Raw genomic sequence first — 21,016 nt, 5'->3', positions numbered from 1 at the left:
TTCCGGCCGGGCCTGGCGTGGCTACTGCAGCATGAAGGTCTTGTATTCCAGCCGATCCAGCTCGCGCGTCAGCAAGAACAGCCCCGTACACAGGGTTGCCAGCATCGCCAGACAGAAGCCATAGCCGTAGAAGGCCGCCCCCAGCGCCAGGGAAACACCGGTAAAGACGATGTTCAGCACCACCATCAGCGCACAGAGCAGGAGCACGATGCGCCGCTCGTCGAGATAGAAGAACACATTGAGCACGGCCATCACGCCCACCTGCAGGCCGGCGCCGACCACCTGCACATGCAGCAGCGGCAGGTATAGCTGCGATATGCCCAGCAGCTGCAGCACGGCCGGACCGGTGACAAAGGTCACGAGAACCGCCAGGGTCTGCACCTTGGCGATCTCGCCCAGGCCGGCCTGTATCGCATACGCCATCTCGTTGCGCATGGACTGTATGTAGTTCAGGGAGCCGCCGCCGCGCACCGCATCGAAGAACTTGTCGTAGTACTCGACGAAATCGGTCTCTATGCGCACCAGGAACACCGCCATGCCCGGAATGATGGACAGATAGGACAGGAAGACCGGCAGGTCGTAGATCAGCGAAGCCCTGAGTCCGCCGATGATCTGCTGCGAGGTCGGCGGGAAGTACCAGAACATGAACTTGTCGACCCAGATGCCCAGGTTGTAGAGCAGGCCGACGGCGATCAGCACCGGAAAGATCAGCGAGCGCTGCATGAAATCGAAGGCGATCCAGCGCCTTCTGATCGGGAAGGCGCGCAGCACGATGCCCCACATGCCTGCTACCAGCACGATATTGCCGAACACAAAGCTGCTCAACAGTCCTTCCAGCCCCCAGCGGCGCAGAGGCAGCGACAGCAGGACGATGAGCGCATAGCTGACCCCGAACAGCGCGGTGATGGCCTTGTAATGCTTGAGGCCGGACAGCAGAACGGTCAGCATCCAGACCACGCACATCAGCGTGAAGCCGGCCAGCATCAGCATCCGGTACAACAGGCTCTGGCCCGGCAGCACCAGAAACAGGGCCAGCGTACCCATGAAGCTGGCGGCGGCCACGATCAGCAGCAGCAGCCCGTGCAGATTGGGCAATACGGTTTCATCCTGCTTGAGAAACAGCCGATCCGAAATAAAGCGCGTGAACATCAGCTGCGCCGCGCCGGTCAGTATCAGGCTGCAGGCCACCAGATAGGTCACCGAGGTCTGGAACTGGGTCACCAGCAGCGGCGGAGCCACGACGCTGAGGCTGAACACCCCGACCAGCAAAATGCCGATGATGGAGAACACCCAGGGACCCGAGCCGATCACGCCCGCATAGGCATAGGCCTGGAGCATGCTGGTCAGCGTGTTTTTGCGCAGCAGGTGGCGCAGTTCAAAGCCAATGCCGGCCATCAGTGATGTTCCTCGGAATGTTGCAGGGCCCGGTCATAGACCTGGCGGTAGCGGTCGAACAGCAGGTGATCGGAGTAATAGCGCTCCACGCGTGCAATCCCCGCGGCGCTCGCGGCCTGCCAGGCCTCGGGCGATTTCAGCAGTTCCAGGGCCGCATCGGCCAGGGCCGCAGGGTCGGCGATGCCGACGACGCGGCCGCAGGTGCCCAGCGCCCGGTCCTCGGGCTCCAGCCCCTCGATGAGCTGGCGGCAGGACCCTACGTCGGTGCTGACCACGGGCACGCCTGCGGCCTGCGCCTCCAGCACCACCAGTGGCAGGGCCTCGCTGATGGACGAGAGCACCACCAGGCCGACGCGCGGCAGCAGCTCGTCGATCTTCTGCATGCCCAGAAAGTGCACCTGGGCCTGCAGACCCAGGCTGTCCACGAGGTTGCGGCACTCCTGGACATAGACCGGGTCCTCGGCCGTGGGGCCGGCAATCAAGGCCTGGGCTTCGGGCAGATGGTTGACCACGCGGCGCATGGCACGGATGAAGGTCTTGATGTCCTTGATCGGTACCACGCGGCCTATGAGGCACAGCACGGGCGGCGTCACGGCCGGACGCAGGGCGCGCAGCGGCGCGAAGCGCTCCACGCTGATGCCGTTGGGGATATTGCCGGTGCGCGCCGGCAGAGCGCCGTCGGTCACCTGACGCAGGCGGTTGGCCTCGAACAGCGCGATGATGGGATCGGCGGCCTCGTAGCAAAAACGCCCCATCAGCTCGAAGAACTGGATCCACATCTGCCGGAAAAAGGAGACCTCCATGGGATCGCGCTGGAAGACGTTGCGGTTGTCGCGTATCCACCGGCTCTGGAGCAGATCGATCTGCCGCTCCTTGGTATAGATGCCGTGTTCGGACAGCACCAGCGGCAGTCCGCGCAGATGGTGCAGCATGCCGCCCAGAAAGCCCGCATAGCCCGTGGAGACCGTGTGCAGCACACGCACCGGGATCAGCTCCCGGGCGATGCGTGCCAGCAGCCACAGCGGCTGCAGCATGATGCGCACCGTCCAGAAGAAATCGACGAAGGACGGGTCGGTGCAGTGGCGCCGGTAGCTGTCCTGTATCAGCTCCCACACATATTCGCTGTGCAGAAAATCCTCCTGCGGCAACTGCCCGCCCGGCAGCAGCTCCATGGCGACGGCGCGCATGGTGGCCAGCACCTCCGCCCTGCCGGCGGGACTGCCATCCTGCCGCTCGAGCGCCTGCAGCAATTGCCGCAGCTTGGACATGGCTTCGGGCTGGCCCCGGCGCGGCGCGGGCCGCGATCTGCCCGCCTTGTGGCCATAGAGGAAATGCTCTTCGAAATGCACCACATTGGGCGGCAGCTCGTAGCGGAAATCGCCGTAGTCCTCGCGCCGGCTGCCGATGAAGACGATGGCAAAAGTATGCTGCGGGTAGGCTTTGAGGATCTGGTTGACCCAGCTCGACACACCGCCGCTGACATAGGGGAAAGTGCCCTCGAGCAGCAAGGCGATATCGGCCCGCGCGGCCTTGGGAAGAGAACTCATGGGGCACTCCAGTACTGGATGCAGGGACGCAGGCGGGGCAGGACCTGCTGGTCCTCGAGCCTGCGCATCAGCTCCTGCACCTTGGCGAACTCACGCTGCTCGAACAGCAGTTCGGCCTGATAGGGAATGACGCGCGCCGCCGGCAGGCCCAGATCCAGCGCCTGCCGATAGCAAGACTGAGCGCCGTCGCCGTCGGCCAGCAGATGCAGCAAGCGCCCTTTGCGCAGCAGCAGCAGCGCGGAATCCGGGCGCTGGGTCAGCACCTGGTTGCAGTAGTGCAGCGACTGCTTGATGGCGTGGTCGCGCACATCGCCCTGGGCCGAGCCCTGGTAAATCAGCTCCCAGTAGAGATCGGAAAGCGCCCAGGCGGCCTGCAGACCGCGGGGGCCGGCTTCATTCCCCTCGAGCGCCCGCGCGCGTTCCAGCGCCTGCAGCTCCTGGTGAATGGACTGGCTGAGCTGGCGCTCCTGGGCATCCAGCATGCTGTAGGCCAGCAATCGCAAATCATCGCTGGAGTCGCTCAGCGCCATGCGCAGCATGGGCGAGGCAATACGCCCGGGCACATGACCCAGGGCCGCCAGGGAGCGCATGCGCAAAGGCACGGGGACCGCCTGATTGGCCAGAAAGGACTGCAGGCCCACCTGCCGCCGCCCGCCGCTCGCCTGCTGGTGTGGATCGAACTCCGGCAGCGGCAGCGAAGAGAATTTCTTGCGGGCCGCGGAACCGCGCCGCCGGTGCAGCACAACCGTGGCAATCACCGAGCCGACAAAGCCGACCACCGGCACGGCATAGGAAAGCAGGGCCATCAGCGCAGTCAGCGGCAGGCGCTGCTGCCGGGAACTGGCCGCGGCCATCAGGAACGGGGACAGGCACAGCGCCAGCAGCACGCTGGCCAGCGCATGCGCGGCCAGGTAGCTGAGCAGCGCCGCATCCGAGTGATTGTGCAGCAGCCACAGACTGCTCCAGGAGGCGATCTCCGCCAGCAGAGCGGACAGTGCCAGCTTGACATTAATCATGGGTCATCCTGTCGAGCTGCTCCAGCACGCTCAGGGCCGAGCAGCGATCCAACAAGACGGTGTGCGGAAAAATGCCGGCCGCCCCCAGAGAATCCATGCCGCGCTGGCCCAGCCAGTCCTCGATGCGGTTCAGATACCCCTCGGCCGTGGCGCTGGTCCCGAGCGGCATGAGGATGGCCAGCCACTGCCTGCTCCGGCCTTCGATCAGCCAGGAGCGGTCCAGCATGCGCTCCAGACGCATCAGTTGCTGAGCCATCCGCTTCTGCACCGCCTGCGGCGAAAGCTCGAGCACCACGACCACGCTGCTCAGGCGGGCGCTGCGGTTCACATGCTCCATGCGCTGCAGCTCGGACGCGAACGGCCGCGGGCACTGGGGATAGGCCTGCAGCAGCGGCTGGGCCAGGCGATTGGCCGCCACGCTGTCCGTGTAATAGCCCAGCAGCAGATTGATGGTCTGCAGCGTTTCCTCCTGCAGCGCGAAGAACGGCATTTCCTCCACCAGCAGCAGGCCATAGATCTCGCCACCCAGATCCAGCATCGGCGCCACCACCAGGTAGCGGCTCTGCTGCGCATCCCTCAGGCCCTGGGAGACATGGGTCAGCACACGGGCTTCCAGCGCCTGGCGCAGCAACGGATCCTGGGGCCTGATCTCGTGGGCACCGCCCAGCTGCGCAATCGGCTGGGGCTCGAGCAGGTCGTCGCGCACCGCTACCAGGCTGGCCACGCTGATCTGGCAGAACTGCGCCAGCATATTGAGCAGGCTTTGCGCATCGCCGGGCGCGCCGCTGAGCCCGCTGAGCACGCTGATCGCATCGCGCATCGACACCGGGCGACCGATCAATTCCTGCTCCAGCTGGTCATGCGACAGGCGCAGCAGATAGTGCTGGCGTATGAGCTGTTCGGTGCGCTGGTCCATGTAGTACTGCGCGGTGCGCGCCCGCCGGATGCGGGCCCGCCACAGACTGGAAATCTCGCCCACGATCATCACGACCATCAAGCCGCCCAGAAAGTACTGCTGGGGAAAGCCGCTCAGGTCCTCGCGGTTGAATCCCAGCCAGCCCAGCAGCAGCACGCCGGCCGCCGACAGGCCCGCGACAGGCCCGTAGCGCAGGGCCACGATCATGGGCGCCAGCCAGGACCAGGGAAACTCGGCATACACCCACAGCGGATCGCTGCGGCTGAAAACATGGCCTATCAGCAATGCCAGCAGGGGCAGCAGCAAGGTCTCGGCCACCACTACCCCGGGGCGCTCGCTGGTTTGCACAAGCAGTCCCAGGGGCGAGCTTCTGAATTCCGCGGCGATGCCTGTACGGCGCACGGAGTCCGGCATGGCTGTGGGGGTCGTGGCGTGATCTTGCATGGCTGGAAATCCTGTTCAGTGCTTATCGGGTGCCGGCCAGACCCGTGCCCAGCAGTTTGCGAATCAGCTTCTGCCCGACGGCCGACAGGGCCTCGCGGCTCCATCCGCTTTGGCCGCCGGCACCGCTCCAGACGGTCGCGCCGCTGTCCACATCGACGATTTCCAGCGCCACGCCGACGGCAGGTTCGCCGTCCACGCCGACCTTGTAGCGCCATTCGTCGACCGCCCCCAGCAAGGCATAGCGCACGCCCTCGCTTCGTGCCCAGGCCAGCGCATCTTCGCGACGCTTGGCGTCGCGGCCGTCGAAGAGCGTCTCCTGCTGGGCCTCGCCCGTATAGCGCTTGACGGAACCTATGCCGCGGCTGCTCAACAAGGCCGTGGCAATGCTTTCGGCCCGGCTGCCGGCCATGGGCGTTTCCGTGTGGTTCTCGAACGGCAGCACCGCCCAGCTGGCGTTCTTCTCCAGGGCCGGGGACTGGCCCTGGTCCAGCGTGGAACATGCTGCGAGCAGCGCCAGCAGGGCTGCGCCCGCGAGCAGGCGGATGCGGGAGGCGGAAAAAATGCGGTGAGTCATGGGAGTGCTCCTTGAAGTCATCAGTAATGGAGGCGGTAGGCGAGTTGCAACTCACGGGTGGTGCCGGTGGTGTTAACCCCCGATTTGGAGAAATTCAGGCCCAGCAGCAGGTGATCCGCCCCCAGCACACTGGTGGCCAGACCAAAGCTCAGGTCGTAACCCGCGCCGTTGATGCTGTGGTGGGTCAGCGCCAGGCTGGCGAACGGCCGCAGCGCGCGCGAGTACTCCTGCGCATAAGGCATATTGGTCGAGACCTGCACCCCCGAGAAACGGAAATTGCCGGGCAGCAGATAGTCGATGCCGGCGTCATTGCCCGGCGGCAGATAGCGCAGCACCGCGGCATCCCGGCCGTTCAGCCCCTCGGGGTTGTTGCGGCTGTAGCGGTGCCAGGAGGTGAAGGCACCGAACTGGAGCATGGGCGCTTCGCTGCGATAGCTATGGGTGTATTGCAGCGTGGTCTGGTTGCCCAGGCCCACGCGCGCACCGGTCTGCACGTGGAAGCGCTCATGGGCGTACTCCAGGCTGAGCTCGTCCAGCCGCGACAGCCTATAGGTCGCCCCCAGGGCCGCGCGATCCTTCATCCCGCCCATGCGCATGGGCAGCGTTTCCTGCGTCGGCAGATTACGGCCCAGCGAGGCCTGCAGGCTCAGGCGGCTGTCCAGGGTCTGGGTGTGCGAGATCTGCATGGGCATATAGCTGTCCAGGCTCTGGCGCTGCCCCAGCATGAACTCGCTGCTCGACCCCTGAGTCTTGCGCGTCAGGCGCAGGCCCACGCCATGCTCGGACGAGGGAGCCGCCACGAAACCGCGGCCGTTCAAGCTGCGGCGCGTGTGATCGGCATCGATGTCCAGAGCCCAGCGCGGGTTCAGCGCCAGATGCCAGCTCAGGCGCTGCGCCCTCTCGTCTATGCCGTCCAGCCGCCGGCTGTGCAGCTGCAGGCCTGCATGGTCGCTGAAGGCCAGCAGCTGCTCGGTGAGAGCGAGATGCAGGCTGTCGTCGTCGGGCTGGTCGTGCTGCGTCTCGAAGGCCGCCGACTGCGCCAGCCGGCCGTCGCCCGTCAGGGCTGCGGCATTGATGCGGTCGTAGCGTGACAGGCTGGCATCGTATTGCTCCAGCAGCTGGCCGACCTGGGCATGATCCTTTTCGGCCAGGGCCACGGTGATTTCGGCCCACAGCGGCCGATTCGCGCGCTTGCTGCGGCCGAGCGCGTACTGCTGCCACAGATAGCCCCGCTCGGTCGAGTACTCGCCCTTGTCCTGCAGCCAGGCAATGGCCAGCTCCACGGCCGCCGCAGAGAGCTCGCGGCCCGCCTCGTGATCCATGCGCATGAGCTCGCGCAGCAGGGCCAGCTCGTCATCGCCATGCGCTTGCGAAAGCATCAGCCGGTTGCGGGCCTGGCGCTGCACCGCGTCCAGGTCCTCGGGACTCAGCCAGCGACGCAGCTTGCCGCCTCGGGCGCTGCCTGCCCCTGCATCCAGCGTCTGGCGGGCTTGCTTGAGCCACAGCTCGCGCCGCAGCCGCCAGGCCAGATCGACCTGCTGGTTCTGCTCCAGCGCATCGGCATAGCTCATCATCCACAGGAAATCGTCACCGTTCTCCTGCAGATGGGGACGCAAATAGCGCTGCAGGGCCACGGCCGGGCGGGACAGCGCCATATAGGCGGCCGCCAGCGCATCGTGCATCTCCGGGTCCTGGGCCCAGGTCGGCTCGGCCTGGGCCAGCAAGGGTGCGAGCAACGCGGCATTTTGCGTGTCTATCAGCAGCCACAGCAGCGACTGGCGCATCAGGGTCGAGCCGCTGTCCAGAGCCAGGCCTTTTTGCAGCAGCTCCAGGGCTTTCTTCCCCTGGCCCACATGCTGGTAGTAAAGCGCTGCAGCATGTAGAAAGGCCGGCTGCTGCAGCAGCAAACCTGCCGTCTTGGGATCGGCCAGGGCCGGATCGATCTGCCGACCCGCATGGCTCCACTCGCCCAGGTCTTCCAGCATATAGAGCGCCTGGGACAGGTGGCGCGGATCGTGGAACTGCTGCCAGGCGCGCAGCGACACCTGAGCCGCCTCGCCGCGATTGCTGCGCATCAGCAGGTTGATGACCTCGTCGAAATCGCGCCCCGTGGCATCCGGCATCTCCAGCAAACGCCTGAAGGCCCCCAGTGCCAGGGCTTCATGCTGCTGTTTCTGCGCCATGTCGCCCAGCAGGCGCCAGTATTCGGCCTCGGCTTCGCCCCCCATACCGGCCGGCACCCGCGCCTGGGCATCGTCCAGCCAGCCCAGGCCAAGCTCCCGCTCACCTTGCAGAAATGCCAGCACCGCTGCCGGCATGACATTGGCCGGAGCGCGCTGCGCCGGATCGCTGAGCAGACGTTTCCAGGCCTTGAGCGCCACCGCGGGCTGGCCTGCGCGCTCGGCCAGCTGCGCCAGCAGAATCTGCGCCTGCGGCGTGCTCCCATGGGCTTGCAAATAGTCGATCGCCGGCTGCGGTTCGGCCTGGCGCTCGTAGGCCTGCACCAGCGCCAGCTGCAGCGCCGCATCGCCGGGGCGACGGCCCAGCTCATGCTTGATGCCTGCCACCAACGCGCGGTCGTCGAACAGGCCAGGCGCCAGCCGCATCACGGACTGCCAGGCGGCCTCGCGCTGCGTGGCCTGGGCAATGGCCAGCCAGTTGTCGAGGGCCATCTGCTGGCGCCCGCTCCACTCGGCCACCTGGGCCAGACGCTCGCGCCACACCATATTGCCCGGGGCCTGGTGCACGGCGGCCGCGGCCACGCGCCAGGCATCCTCGAGATTGCGGTTCTCGAGGAATACCTGGTAGCCCAGCTCATAAGTCTTGTCGTCGAACGGCAGTCCGGGCGCCTGGCTCTTGGCCGGGGCGGCCGTGTGCACCAGCGTCCAGCCCGGCGCATTCCAGAGCACGGGGCGCAGCGCCCAGGCGCCATCGTCGGCCCCACTGCCCATATCGGCCACGGCCGTGGCCTGCCATTGCTGCAGCAGCGACAGCTTGAGCAGCTGCTTGGCATAGCGCTCGGCCTCGGCCGTATCGCCGGCCGCGCGCGCCAGGCCGATCAGCCGGCGCAGCGTCTCGGGATCGCCGCCCAGCAGCTCCTGCTGCTCGCGCGCCAGAGCCAGCGCATCCTTGCTGCGGTTGCCGGCCTGCAGCACCTGCAAAGCCTGCCACATATAGTCGCGCGATTGCTGCACCTCCTGCGCCGCGGCGCTGGCCTCGCGCCACAACCGGGAGGACTGCTGGTACATGGACAGCCCCAGCGTCTGGCGTGCCGCGGCCTCGTACACCCGCGCCTTCCGGGCGGGAGAAACCTGTTTGCGGACCAGCTCCTCGTAGATTTCGAGGGCCTGCGGCTCATCGTTCAGCACCAGCGCCGAAGAGGCCAGATAAAGGGATTGCTCCTGGCTCAGTTCGTTGCGCGGCACGGCCTTGAGCGCCTGGATCGCTGCGGGCGCCAGCTGCTTGGCCTGGCCGGCTGATCCATGGCCCTGCTGTTTGGCCTCCAGATAGCGCTGATACAGCGTCTGCCAACGATCCCAGGCCTGGGCCGCGGCGCTGGGCAAGGCCTGCTTGCGCGCCTCCTCCGCGGTCTGTCGCATGGCTTCCAGCCGCTGCTGCTTGGCTTTGAGCAAGCCCTGCAGGCGTTCGTTGCCCGGGTCGCTCTTGAGCAGATTGCTCAGATAGTTGAGCGACAGCTCGGAGTCGTCCGCCGTATCGGCGAGCCGGCGCTCCAGCGCCTGCTTGGGGAACAGCATCCACAAGGCTCCGCCGATCAGCACTGCCAGCAGTGCGATCAGCCAGGGAGGAACCGTGGTCGGGCGCTCAGAGCGCACGGCATTGCGCTTGGAGTTGGGCACTGTGGTTAGCACTTCTGAAGGAACGGATGGCAGAGCGGTCCGCAGCGGAAACCGCGCTGATGGAGGAGCTGGCAGTGGCTGAGCTCAGCGAGCAGCCGGGAGGCAGATACATGCGCAGCTCCAGCGGCACATGGCCTTCCAGCGTGAAGCGCAGGCTGCCGTCGGCCTGGGTCTGCCAGTCCTTGAGACGGGCGTTGGCATCCACCAGATAGGGAATAGATGCGGCTGGCACGGCCTCTGCGCGCGCCACCATCCGGGCCGCGCCGCTGGCCAGGTGCAGATAGCTGCCGTCCACTCCCGGCACATAGCCGGCAACGCCCGTGCTTTCGGCCACGACAGGCGTGCCCAGACCCGGCGGCAGGCGCAGCGTGCGCAGCTGCCCGGGACCGCGCAGTCGCCAGCCCTCGCCGTCCCGGCCGATGGCGAACTCGTAGAAATCCTCGACCTTGCGTATGTATTCCGAGCCGTAGATCGGGTGCAGCTTGTGGCTCAGCGCCCATTGATAGGCCTTGTGCAAGGCCTTGAGGCTGGCCTGCTTGCTGGCCGAGTAGGAGTGGTAATAGATGTCCACGGCCTTGAGGCGTCGCGGCGCATCGGTCATCTCGAAGGTTTCGATGACGCGCTCGAAGCCGTAGAACGGACCGTGCCACAGATTGGTATAGATGTTCTCGTTGGTGACGGGCGCATAGATCTGCAGATGCCCGCCCTTGTGTATGCCCCAGCTCTTGACCTCGGTGATGGACGGATTGCTGCGCGTGATCGAGGTATCTCCGCCATTCATGTTCAGCAGGCCCGCGGCATCGGAGATGGCCAGCGCATCGGCGCCGGGCGCCGTATCGCCGGTCCACAGAAACACCTTGACCGGCTTGCCCGCGGGAGCCAGGCGCTGGCTGATGTAGTCGACCGAGCCCACGATCTCGCGGCGCAGATCCATTTCATAGCCGGGAATGTTGAGGTTCAGGCTGGCCTCCTTGCTTTCGGCAAACAAGCCATGGCTTACGGAGCGGTCCCAGAGGTAGGGATGCGAATAGGAGTGGCTGGCGATCTCCACATACGGCATGGCGAAGATGCGCTTGGCAATGCCCTCGAGCTGATCGGACCACTGCGGGTACAGGCCCTTGGGCGAGACCTCGGCCTCGATCACGGACACCGTGTGCGGGATGCGGTAGCGCTCAAGGATCTCGCGGCGCAGCATCTCGCCGGCGAAGGGGGCGCCGGGCGCTTCGGCCTTGGACGGGAAACCGTCTCCATCCACATGGGCCAGCAGCAGGCGGCGGCCGTTCTCGGTGGTCACGTCGGGGACCGGAATGTCGCTGAGCCGCAATGCCTGCTTGAGCAGGGCGAAAGGATCGACCACCCAGCGCGACTGCTCCGTGCCCGGCACGTCCGTCAACACATAGGGCGTCATCACAAAGCCGCCCCAGGGGGTGATGGCCGCGGAGACGAAGCGCCGGCCCCTGGCATCGTCAAAGGAAAGCAGTTGCCGGCTTTGCTGCTGCAGCTGCGACGTCAGCAGCCAGCCCGAATAGTCATGGGCCGGCAGTCCGGGCTCGGTCTCGAACCCCATGGGAGCCGCCTGCTCGGCCTTCTTCAGCGGAAAGGCCGGCACGGTTTCCATGCCGCGCACGCCCAGCGTGGTCGCGAGCGTGCGGTCCAGGGACACGCCGGGCGCCTCCATCATCAGCAGCGGCATGCCCTGCTGGACCTGGCGCACCATCCAGCTGCGCACATCCTTGAAGCGCGTGTCGGGAATGGCGCCGCCAAACCAGCTCACCACACCCGCGTAGCGATCCCGCCCCACGTCGGTGGGCAGTGCCGAGCGCACATCGGCATAGTCGACCATATAGCCCATGTAGTTGATGGGCATCTCGAGGAAACGATGGGCCGATGCGTAATCGAGCGCAGGATCGTCCGCGCCGTTGTAGAGCACCAGAATCCGGCGCGCCACGGCCTCGACCCGACCCACGCCCAGGGTCTGCAGGCCGGCATCGCTCACCCAGGCAATGATGCCCAGCTGCGCAATGCGCTGTGCGGTTGCACGCGTGGTGTCACGGTCATGCGGGGCCACGTAGTCGATGGCCAGCACCGGCAGCTTGTCGCGCTCGCGTATGGTCTGCAGCTGCTGCAGCAGCCATTCGCGGTCCTTGGCCGGAATTTCCACATAGCGCTTGAGATTGGCGTCCCAGCCTCGATACAACGACTCCGCCGCCACCATCTGTATCTTGTCGCGCACCCGCGGCACGATCTCGAAGCCACGGTTCAGGATCAGCTTGATGCCGGGAAAGCGGCTATGCAAGGTCTCGATGACGCGGACCAGGCCGTCCTGCTGCGCCGCCTCGTCGAAGTGCTCGGCCAGGCGGTAGGAATCCAGCGTGTCCAGGAAAAAACCTCTGAAGCCCTTGTCCCAGAGCGGAGCGATGACCTGCTGGGCAAAGAACTCCGGCCACTGAGCGGGGGTCTGGTCGATCACGATGGAACGCCAGGCTCCGTTACGCGCCATCTTCCATTCGGCCGGCAGCTTCTTGAAATAGGCCCGCTCCGGCAGCACTTCGGCCACCGAGGCATAGGCATAGAGCTCGCTGCCGGGCGCCTGCGCGCGAAAACGCCGCGGGTCGTAGCCATGGTCGGGCTCGACGACGGCGATGTCGTAAAGACTGAGTTCGCTCAGCGAAGCCTTGGCCCCGTAGTAGACGGCAACTGCCGGCTCCGCAGCCTGGCTGCACCAGCCATACAGCAAGGCGCAGCAGAACACGCAACTTCGCAGAAAAGCATTCACGACCAGACCCTTGAAACTATGGTTTACACGTTAATTGATAGTTATCATAAATTAATGATCGAATTTGAATTGTTAAAAACTTTATAACGTATAGATTTACTCGCCGTATTTTGCGTAAATACGTTGCCAAATACCCACTAAAAAACCTGAAAAATGCCTAAGTCGAAAGATGTAAGCAAAGGCCTACAAAGAAGTCCGCCGTGGCCAGGCCCTGCACGGGCCGCCGCTTTGCCCTGCGCCGCAGATGCGGCCCGAGCTTGCCGACAGCCGCAACAGCCCAACTTGCCAGAGGCAAAATGCGCGCTTGGTGTCGGCAAACCACCTCGAGTCGCTGCAGCGCCATCTGCACGGCCGCGCTTGCGACTTATTGCAGGTCCGGGGTTGGATGTATTTTGAATTCGCCAAGTGATGGCGCTATCACCCAGGTAAAACCACCAGCAAGAGGTCCCCATGATTCTGATTACAGGCGGCGCCGGCTTTATCGGCTCGCATACCTGCGTGGAACTGTCTGCGGCCGGCGAGCCGTATCTGATCTACGACAATTTCAGCAACAGCAGCCCCGATGTGCTGGAGCGCATGGCCCGCATCACGGGCCAGCGCCCGCTGCATGTGGAGGGCGATGTGCGCGACCGCGCAGCACTCGAGCGGGTATTCGCCGAGTACCCGATCAAGGAGGTGATCCACTTCGCAGCGCTCAAGGCCGTGGGGGAATCGGTGTCCCAGCCGCTGCGCTATTACGAGAACAATGTGGGCGGCACGGTGGCGCTGCTGCAGGCCATGCAGAAGGCCGAGGTGCGCAGCCTGGTGTTCTCCTCCTCGGCCACCGTCTATGGCGATCCGGCCAGCCTGCCCATACGCGAGGACTTCCCGCTCTCTGCCACCAACCCCTATGGCCGCAGCAAGCTGTGGATGGAGGAAATGCTGGCCGACCTGGCCCACTCCGAGCCCGGCCTGTGGCGCCTGGCCCGGCTGCGCTACTTCAACCCCGTGGGGGCCCATGCCAGCGGGCTGATCGGCGAGGATCCGCGCGACATTCCCAACAACCTCATGCCCTATGCCTCCCAGGTGGCCGTAGGCCTGCGCGAGCGGCTCAGCATCTATGGCGACGACTACCCCACGCCCGACGGCACCGGCGTGCGCGACTACATCCACGTGACCGATCTGGCACGCGGCCACCTCGCGGCACTGCGCTACCTGCGTCGGAACCCCCGGTTGCTGACCGTGAACCTGGGCACGGGCCGCCCCGTCTCGGTGCTGGAGATGGTGCGCGCCTTCGAGCGCGCCAGCGGCAAAGCCGTTCCCTACCAGATCGTGGCGCGCCGCCCTGGCGATGTGGCGCAATGCTGGGCCGATCCCTCCCTGGCCGAGCAATTGCTGGGCTGGAAGGCCGAGCTGGATGTGGATCGCATGTGCGAGGACGCCTGGCGCTGGCAGAGCTCGGCCGCCGCGCGCGGCGTCTGACGGCCATGCAGAACACGCAGCTTCCCGCGTCATTGCAGCAGGCCTACCGCCGCGCAGAATATCGCGTGCAGGGCCGGAACGGACCGGCTGGCGACTGGCGGCTGCAGGTCGGCAGACGCCAGCCCCTGCTGCTCACCCTCTATGCCGCGCATGGGGTGGAGTGCGCCAGCTTTCTCACGGCCTGCAATCCCTGGGGCGAGTTGCTGTCCGAGGCGGACAACGCCGTGCGCATGCAGCAACTGCGCCAGGCGCTGCTCACCGGCGGATGGACATTTTCCGAAGGCCTGGGCCAGGACCCGCAAGGCCAGTGGCCCGGTGAAGCCAGTGTGCTGATCTGGGGCATGGACGCCCCCACGGCCCGGGTCTGGGGCGAGCAATGGCAGCAGAACGCCGTGCTCTGGTGTGGCGCCGATGCCGTACCCCAGCTGCTGTGGCTGAGATAAAGCTTTATTGATAGCAGTTTGCGCACGCCTGCTCTGAAGATGACAGTCGAATCAGACTCAAACCCTAATTCATCAGGCGCAGACTGCTATCAGTTCAGCTGCAAATCAGCTCAGCCACCAATCAGTTCGGCCATAAAAAAGGCGCCCCTGGGGCGCCTATGAAAAACCTTGGAGAGGCCTTGACTCAACGCGGCAGCTCGCTGGCGCCCATCAGGAACTCGTCCACCGCGCGTGCGGCCTGGCGGCCTTCGCGGATGGCCCAGACCACCAACGACTGGCCGCGGCGGATGTCGCCGGCCGCAAACACCTTTTCCACATTGGTCGCATAGCCGCCCGTGAACTCGGTCGTGGCCTTGGCATTGCCGCGGGCGTCCTTGTCCACGCCAAAGGCCTCGAGCACAGTGGCGACGGGATGCACAAAACCCATGGCCAGCAGCACCAGATCGGCGGGCCAGACCTTTTCGGTCCCCTCCACTTCCACCAGCTTGCCATCGTGGGGCTTGACCTCGACGGTGCGCAGGCTCTTGACCTTGCCCTTTTCGCCCACGAACTCCTTGGTGGAAATCGCGAACTCGCGCACCACGCCTTCGTCATGGCTGGACGAGGTGCGCAGCTTGATCGGCCAGTAAGGCCAGACCAGGGGCTTGTTCTCCTGCTCGGGCGGCATGGGCATGACCTCGAACTGGGTCACGCTCTTGGCGCCGTGGCGGTTGGAGGTGCCCACGCAGTCGGAGCCCGTATCGCCGCCGCCGATGACGATCACATGCTTGCCGTCGGCACGGATCTGGCCCTTGAGCTTGTCGCCGGCATTGATCTTGTTCTGCTGGGGCAGGAACTCCATGGCAAAGTGCACGCCTTCGAGATCGCGGCCCGGCACGGGCAGGTCGCGCGACTGCTCGGAGCCGCCGGTCAGCAGCACGGCGTCGAACTCGGCCTTGAGCTGTTCGGGGCTGATGGTTTCCTTGGCCCAGTTGGTAACCTTGGAGTCCTTGCCCAGGCCGTCCTTGCCGGCGATCAGCACGCCGGTGCGGATCTTCAGGCCTTCGGCCACGAGCTGCTCGGCGCGGCGGTCGATCAGGGCCTTGTCCAGCTTGAAGTCGGGGATGCCGTAGCGCAGCAGGCCGCCGACGCGGTCGTTCTTCTCGAACAGGGTCACGTCATGGCCGGCACGCACCAGTTGCTGGGCCGCCGCCATGCCCGCAGGGCCGGCACCGACCACGGCCACCTTCTTGCCGGTCTGGTGCTTGGGCAGCAGGGGCTTGACCCAGCCCTCTTCCCAGGCGCGGTCGATGATGGCGTGCTCGATGGACTTGATGCCTATGGGTTCGATGTTGATGTTGGCCACGCAGGCCGCTTCGCAGGGTGCGGGGCAGATGCGGCCCGTGAACTCGGGGAAGTTGTTGGTGCTGTGCAGCGTGGCAATCGCGTTCTTCCAGTCGCCGCGGTACACGAGGTCGTTGAAATCCGGAATGATGTTGTTGACCGGGCAGCCGTTGTTGCAAAACGGTGTGCCGCAATCCATGCAACGTGCAGCCTGCACCTTGGCCTGCTCCGTCGTCAGGCCGATCACGAATTCCTTGTAGTGCTTGAGGCGCTCTGCAACCGGCGCATAGCCTTCCTCGACGCGTTCGTATTCCAAAAAGCCGGTGGTCTTTCCCATGATCTGTATTCCTTGAAGTCTGTGTTCGCTGGTAGTGCGGCGGCGGACTGGCCGCCACCGCTTTCAGGCCTGTTTACTTGGCCGCCACTGCTTCTCTTTGAGGAGCTGCTGGCGCTTTCACAGCTTGCTTTTCCTTTTGCTTGCGTTCATAGATCTCGCCGAGCGCACGCTGGTACTCGGTCGGGAACACCTTGACGAACTTGGCGCGTGCCGCAGCCCAGTTGTCCAGCAGGTCACGGGCGCGCTTGGAGCCGGTCCAGCGGCTGTGCGCTTCCACCAGATTGCGCAGCTGCTGATCGTCGCTCTGGCCGCGGTGCCAGATGCCGGGATCGACGCGCGAGACGAACTCGTCGTGCGGCAGCACCTTCTCCAGCTTCACCGAAGCGGTGTTGCAGCGCTCGGCAAACTTGCCGTCTTCGTCGTAGACATAGGCCACGCCGCCGCTCATGCCGGCCGCGAAGTTGCGGCCCGTCTTGCCCAGCACGACCACGGTGCCGCCGGTCATGTATTCGCAGCCGTGGTCGCCCACGCCTTCGACCACGGCCGTGGCGCCCGACAGACGCACGGCAAAGCGCTCGCCGGCCACGCCGGAGAAGAAGGCTTCGCCGCTGGTGGCGCCGAACATCACGGTGTTGCCGACGATGGTGTTGCTCACGCTGTTGCCGCGGAATTCATGGCTGGGATGCACCACCACGCGGCCGCCGGACAGGCCCTTACCCGTGTAGTCATTGGCTTCGCCGGTCAGGTTCAGCGTGATGCCCTTGCACAGGAAGGCGCCGAAGGACTGGCCGCCCGTGCCTTCGAAGTGGATGCGGATGGTGTCGTCGGGCAGACCTTCGGCATGGGCCTTGGTCACGGCACCCGAGAGCATGGCCCCCACGGAACGGTTGACGTTGCGCGCCACTTCCATGATGCGCACGCGTTCGCCATGCTGGATCGCGGGCTGGCAGCGCTCGATAAGCTTGACGTCCAGCGCCTTGTCCAGCAGGTGGTCCTGGGACTCGACGTGGTAGCGCGCCACTTCGGCCGGCACTTCGGGCTGGGCGAACAGACGGCTGAAATCCAGGCCCTGGGCCTTCCAGTGGGCAATGCCCTTGCGGGTGTCGAGCAGGTCGGAGCGACCGATCAGGTCGTCGAACTTGGCGATACCCAGCTGGGCCATGATCTGGCGCACTTCTTCGGCGATGAAGAAGAAGTAGTTCACCACATGCTCGGGCTTGCCCGTGAACTTGGCACGCAGCACGGGGTCTTGCGTGGCCACGCCCACGGGGCAGGTGTTGAGGTGGCACTTGCGCATCATGATGCAGCCTTCGACCACCAGCGGCGCCGTGGCGAAACCGAACTCGTCGGCCCCCAGCAGGGCACCGATGACCACGTCGCGGCCGGTCTTCATCTGGCCGTCGGCCTGCACGCGCACACGGCCGCGCAGACGGTTGAGCACCAGGGTCTGCTGGGTCTCGGCCAGGCCGATTTCCCAGGGGCCGCCCGCATGCTTGATGGAGGACCAGGGCGAGGCACCGGTACCGCCGTCATGGCCGGCGATCACCAGGTGATCGCTCTTGCACTTGGTCACGCCCGCGGCAATCGTGCCCACACCGACTTCGGACACCAGCTTGGTGCTGATGCTGGCGTGCGGAGCCACGTTCTTCAGATCGTGGATCAGCTGTGCCAAGTCTTCGATCGAGTAGATGTCGTGGTGGGGAGGAGGCGAAATCAGGCCCACACCCGGCACCGAGTGACGCAGTGCGCCGATGTAGTCGGAGACCTTGCCGCCGGGCAGCTGGCCGCCTTCGCCGGGCTTGGCACCCTGAGCCATCTTGATCTGGATCTGGTCCGAGGAAGCCAGGTATTCGGCAGTCACGCCGAAACGACCGGACGCGACCTGCTTGATCTTGGAGCGCAGCGAGTCGCCGTCCAGCAGCTCGATATCGGACTCGACCTTGTCGGCGCCGATGATGGAGGCCAGGGTTTCGCCCTTGCTGATGGGGATGCCCTTGAGCTCGTTGCGATAGCGCTTGGGGTCCTCGCCGCCTTCGCCGGTGTTGCTCTTGCCGCCGATGCGGTTCATGGCCACGGCCAGCGTGGCATGGGCTTCGGTGGAGATCGAGCCCAGCGACATGGCACCCGTGGCAAAGCGCTTCACGATTTCCTTGGCCGACTCGACCTGGTCCACGGGAATCGCCTTGGCGGGATCGAACTTGAACTCGAACAGGCCGCGCAGCGTCATATGGCGCTTGCTCTGATCGTTGATCAGCTGCGCGTATTCCTTGTAGGTGCTGAAGTTGTTGGCACGCGTGGAGTGCTGCAGCTTGGCGATCACGTCGGGCGTCCACATATGCTCTTCGCCGCGTGCACGCCAGGCGTATTCGCCGCCGGCATCCAGCATATCGGCCAGCACGGGATCGTCGCTGAAGGCGGCCTCGTGGTTGCGGATGGTCTCCTCGGCGATCTCGAACACGCCTATGCCTTCGACGCGGCTGGCCGTGCCCGTGAAGTACTTGTCCACGGTGTCGCTGTTCAGGCCCACGGCCTCGAAGAGCTGGGCGCCGCAGTACGACATATAGGTGGACACGCCCATCTTGGACATGATCTTGGACAGACCCTTGCCGATGGCCTTCACATAGTGGTAGATGGCCTTGTCGGCGGAGATGGGCGCCCCTTCGCGGCCGAAGATGTCGACCAGGGTTTCCATCGCCAGATAGGGATGCACGGCCTCCGCGCCATAGCCGGCCAGCACGGCGAAGTGGTGCACTTCGCGGGCCGTGCCGGTTTCCACCACCAGGCCGGCCGTGGTGCGCAGGCCTTCACGCACCAGATGCTGGTGGATGGCCGACAGCGCCAGCAGCGCGGGGATGGCCACCTGCGTGGCGCTCATGCCGCGATCGCTGATGATCAGGATGTTGGCACCGCCCTTGATCTCGTCCACGGCATGGGCGCACAGCGAAGCCAGCTTGGCTTCCACGCCCTGCTTGCCCCAGGACAGCGGGTAGGTGATGTCGATGGTCGCGCTCTTGAACTTGCCGTGCGTATGCTTTTCGATATCGCGCAGCTTGGCCATGCCTTCGAAGTCCAGCACGGGCTGCTGCAGCTCCAGGCGCATGGGCGGGTTGACCTGGTTGATGTCCAGCAGATTGGGCTTGGGGCCCACGAACGACACCAGCGACATCACGATCGCTTCGCGGATCGGGTCGATGGGCGGGTTCGTCACCTGGGCGAACATCTGGCGGAAGTAGTTGTACAGCGGCTTGTTCTTGTCGGAGAGCACGGCCAGCGGGCTGTCGTTGCCCATGGAGCCTATGCCTTCCTCGCCCTTCTCCGCCATGGGAGTCAGCAGGAACTTGATGTCTTCCTGGGTGAAGCCGAAGGCCTGCTGGCGGTCCAGCAGGGACAGCTCGGCCTTGGTCGCCGGCGCCTTGAAGTCGGCGGGGATTTCCACCTCGTCGAGCTTGATACGCAGGTTCTCGATCCACTGCTTGTAGGGCTTGGTGTTGACGACGTTGGCCTTGAGCTCCTCGTCCTCGATCATGCGACCTTGCTCCAGGTCGATCAGCAGCATCTTGCCGGGCTGCAGGCGCCATTTACGCACGATCTTGCTATCGGGCACGGGCAGCACGCCGGCCTCGGAAGCCAGGATGACCAGATCGTCGTCGGTGATGCAGTAGCGCGAGGGGCGCAGGCCGTTGCGGTCCAGCGTGGCGCCGATCTGGCGGCCGTCGGTGAAGACGATGGAGGCCGGGCCGTCCCAGGGCTCGATCATGGCCGCATGGTATTCATAGAAGGCGCGGCGGCGCTCGTCCATGGCCTCATGCTGCTCCCAGGGCTCGGGAATCATCATCATCACGGCCTGGCTGATCGGGTAGCCGGCCATGGTCAGCAGTTCCAGGCAGTTGTCGAAGGTGGCGGTGTCGGACTGGCCGGCAAAGCTGATGGGATAGAGCTTTTGCAGGTCTTCACCCAGCACGGGCGAAGCCATCACGCCTTCGCGCGCCAGCATCCAGTTGTAGTTGCCGCGCACGGTGTTGATCTCACCGTTGTGGGCCACATAGCGGTAGGGGTGGGCCAGGGGCCACTCGGGGAAGGTGTTGGTCGAGAAACGCTGGTGCACCAGGCCGATGGCCGAGACGCAGCGCTCGTCGGACAGGTCCTTGTAGTACACGCCCACCTGGTCGGCCAGCAGCAGACCCTTGTAGACCACGGTGCGGCTGCTCATGCTGGGAACGTAGTATTCCTTGCTGTGCTTGAGCTTGAGGTTCTGGATGGCGGCGCTGGCCGTCTTGCGGATCACATACAGCTTGCGCTCCAGCGCGTCCTGCACGATCACGTCGGTGCCGCGGCCGATGAAGACCTGGCGCAGTATGGGTTCCTTCTCCTGCACCGTGGGCGACATGGGCATGTCGCGGTTCACGGGCACATCGCGCCAGCCCAGCAGCACCTGGCCTTCGGCCTTGATGGCGCGCTCCATCTCCTGCTCGCAGGCCAGGCGGGATGCATGCTCCTTGGGCAGGAAGATCATGCCCACGCCGTATTCGCCGGCAGGTGGCAGCTCCACGCCCTGCTTGGCCATCTCTTCGCGGTAGAGCTGGTCGGGGATCTGGATCAATATGCCTGCGCCGTCACCCATGAGCTTGTCTGCACCCACGGCACCACGGTGGTCGATGTTCTCCAGAATCTTGAGCGCACCCTGCACGATGTCATGGCGCTTGACGCCCTTGATATGGGCGACAAAGCCCAGACCGCAGGCGTCGTGTTCATTGTTCTTGGAGTACAGACCGTGGTCCTGGAGATGTTGAATCTCTGCAGCCGTCGTCATGGGGAATCCTTAGGTTTTTATCGCAGGGACCGTAAGAGTACGACAGCACATAACCTTATGCAATAAATTTTAATTAGGGTCGGATTCTAAATAAAAACCAATAAATTCCATTGGAAT

The 21,016-nt window shown here is 65.0% G+C and carries 11 protein-coding genes; 2 read left to right on the top strand and 9 right to left on the bottom strand.

Annotation, left to right across the window (positions count from 1 at the left end; genetic code table 11):
• Positions 1-21 precede the first annotated feature (21 nt).
• Genes pelG through AB6724_RS03120 form a run of 7 tightly spaced genes read right to left on the bottom strand, consistent with a single transcriptional unit; the run spans position 22 to position 12,525 of the window.
• The gene (gene pelG, locus AB6724_RS03150; RefSeq protein ID WP_369337056.1) at positions 22-1,395 is read right to left on the bottom strand and encodes an exopolysaccharide Pel transporter PelG; all 1,374 of its coding nucleotides are present in this window, start codon (positions 1,393-1,395) and stop codon (positions 22-24) included.
• On the bottom strand, positions 1,395-2,942 hold the full coding sequence (gene pelF, locus AB6724_RS03145) for a GT4 family glycosyltransferase PelF (protein ID WP_369337055.1): 1,548 nt from the start codon (positions 2,940-2,942) through the stop codon (positions 1,395-1,397). Before pelF ends, pelG begins: the two co-directional genes overlap by 1 nt.
• A complete protein-coding gene (locus AB6724_RS03140; RefSeq protein ID WP_369337054.1) occupies positions 2,939-3,958 on the bottom strand; it encodes a hypothetical protein in 1,020 nt (339 codons plus the stop codon). The genes pelF and AB6724_RS03140 overlap by 4 nt, the downstream gene beginning before the upstream one ends.
• Complete coding sequence (locus AB6724_RS03135; protein ID WP_369337053.1) at positions 3,951-5,318, bottom strand: PelD GGDEF domain-containing protein; 1,368 nt, start codon at positions 5,316-5,318, stop codon at positions 3,951-3,953. The genes AB6724_RS03140 and AB6724_RS03135 overlap by 8 nt, the downstream gene beginning before the upstream one ends.
• A gap of 22 nt (positions 5,319-5,340) precedes the next feature.
• Positions 5,341-5,892 (bottom strand): penicillin-binding protein activator LpoB, encoded by a 552-nt coding sequence (locus tag AB6724_RS03130; protein ID WP_369337052.1) that lies wholly within the window; start codon positions 5,890-5,892, stop codon positions 5,341-5,343.
• 20 nt (positions 5,893-5,912) lie between these two features.
• Entirely contained in the window at positions 5,913-9,749 is a 3,837-nt protein-coding gene (locus AB6724_RS03125) for a tetratricopeptide repeat protein (RefSeq protein ID WP_369337051.1), read from the bottom strand.
• Entirely contained in the window at positions 9,715-12,525 is a 2,811-nt protein-coding gene (locus AB6724_RS03120; protein ID WP_369337050.1) for a bifunctional glycoside hydrolase/polysaccharide deacetylase family protein, read from the bottom strand. The genes AB6724_RS03125 and AB6724_RS03120 overlap by 35 nt, the downstream gene beginning before the upstream one ends.
• 450 nt (positions 12,526-12,975) lie before the next feature.
• Between AB6724_RS03120 and galE the strand changes: the two genes are divergently transcribed.
• Together galE and AB6724_RS03110 are read left to right on the top strand one after the other, a co-directional pair.
• Positions 12,976-13,986 carry a UDP-glucose 4-epimerase GalE gene (galE, locus tag AB6724_RS03115; RefSeq protein WP_369337049.1) on the top strand — a complete coding sequence of 337 codons (1,011 nt, stop codon included), beginning with the start codon at positions 12,976-12,978 and terminating at the stop codon, positions 13,984-13,986.
• A gap of 5 nt (positions 13,987-13,991) precedes the next feature.
• Positions 13,992-14,429, top strand: coding sequence for a DUF3293 domain-containing protein (locus AB6724_RS03110; protein WP_369337048.1), 438 nt, complete (start codon positions 13,992-13,994; stop codon positions 14,427-14,429).
• 184 nt (positions 14,430-14,613) lie between these two features.
• Here the strand turns inward: AB6724_RS03110 and AB6724_RS03105 are convergent, their stop codons facing one another.
• Together AB6724_RS03105 and AB6724_RS03100 are read right to left on the bottom strand one after the other, a co-directional pair.
• A complete protein-coding gene (locus AB6724_RS03105; protein WP_369337047.1) occupies positions 14,614-16,089 on the bottom strand; it encodes a glutamate synthase subunit beta in 1,476 nt (491 codons plus the stop codon).
• A gap of 73 nt (positions 16,090-16,162) precedes the next feature.
• Positions 16,163-20,899, bottom strand: a complete 4,737-nt coding sequence (locus AB6724_RS03100; RefSeq protein WP_369337046.1) for a glutamate synthase-related protein — start codon at positions 20,897-20,899, stop codon at positions 16,163-16,165.
• Positions 20,900-21,016 lie beyond the last annotated feature (117 nt).

Source organism: Comamonas guangdongensis (genome assembly GCF_041079535.1).
Lineage (GTDB): Bacteria > Pseudomonadota > Gammaproteobacteria > Burkholderiales > Burkholderiaceae_C > Comamonas > Comamonas guangdongensis.
This window is presented reverse-complemented; position numbering and strand designations above follow the sequence as displayed.

Coding starts and splice junctions, on each gene's coding strand:
- pelG (WP_369337056.1), bottom strand. CDS start 1,395: ATGGCCGGCATTGGCTTTGAACTGCGCCACCTGCTGCGCAAAAACACG.
- AB6724_RS03135 (WP_369337053.1), bottom strand. CDS start 5,318: ATGCAAGATCACGCCACGACCCCCACAGCCATGCCGGACTCCGTGCGC.
- AB6724_RS03110 (WP_369337048.1), top strand. CDS start 13,992: ATGCAGAACACGCAGCTTCCCGCGTCATTGCAGCAGGCCTACCGCCGC.
- AB6724_RS03130 (WP_369337052.1), bottom strand. CDS start 5,892: ATGACTCACCGCATTTTTTCCGCCTCCCGCATCCGCCTGCTCGCGGGC.
- pelF (WP_369337055.1), bottom strand. CDS start 2,942: ATGAGTTCTCTTCCCAAGGCCGCGCGGGCCGATATCGCCTTGCTGCTC.
- AB6724_RS03105 (WP_369337047.1), bottom strand. CDS start 16,089: ATGGGAAAGACCACCGGCTTTTTGGAATACGAACGCGTCGAGGAAGGC.
- galE (WP_369337049.1), top strand. CDS start 12,976: ATGATTCTGATTACAGGCGGCGCCGGCTTTATCGGCTCGCATACCTGC.
- AB6724_RS03100 (WP_369337046.1), bottom strand. CDS start 20,899: ATGACGACGGCTGCAGAGATTCAACATCTCCAGGACCACGGTCTGTAC.
- AB6724_RS03140 (WP_369337054.1), bottom strand. CDS start 3,958: ATGATTAATGTCAAGCTGGCACTGTCCGCTCTGCTGGCGGAGATCGCC.